Raw genomic sequence first — 359 nt, forward strand, 5'->3', positions numbered from 1 at the left:
CTCCCCGACACCCCCGAGGCCACGACCGGCGAACCCCCCCCCCGCGCCACCGGCACCCTGCGCCGCGAGGACGGCGGCCGCGCCCGCCTCCTCACCAGCGCCGCCACCGCCCACGCGGCCGGCACCGCCGTCACCTGGCCGTCGGCGGCCGCCACGGGCGTGCGGGTCCCCACCAACGCCATCCAGCACCCGCGGTTCTGGCGGGGGCCGGCCCCCCCGGCGGCGTCCCCCCACCAACACCGCCAGGACCCCACCCAGCCCCCCATCCACCCCCCCAGCCAGGAGCCCCCCCACCGCGGCCCCCCCGTCATCAACCGCCCCCTGTCGCAGCGCCCCCACCCCACGCACCCCCACCACCC

The 359-nt window shown here is 81.6% G+C and carries 1 protein-coding gene; it reads left to right on the forward strand.

Going from position 1 to position 359, the window contains the following annotated elements; all coding sequences use genetic code 11:
* A partial coding sequence (locus tag PUR71_RS00370; RefSeq protein ID WP_329924267.1) for a hypothetical protein occupies window positions 1–359 on the forward strand: 359 nt, incomplete at both ends.

This window comes from Streptomyces sp. SP17BM10 (genome assembly GCF_036322405.1).
In the GTDB taxonomy this organism is placed as follows: Bacteria; Actinomycetota; Actinomycetes; order Streptomycetales; family Streptomycetaceae; genus Kitasatospora.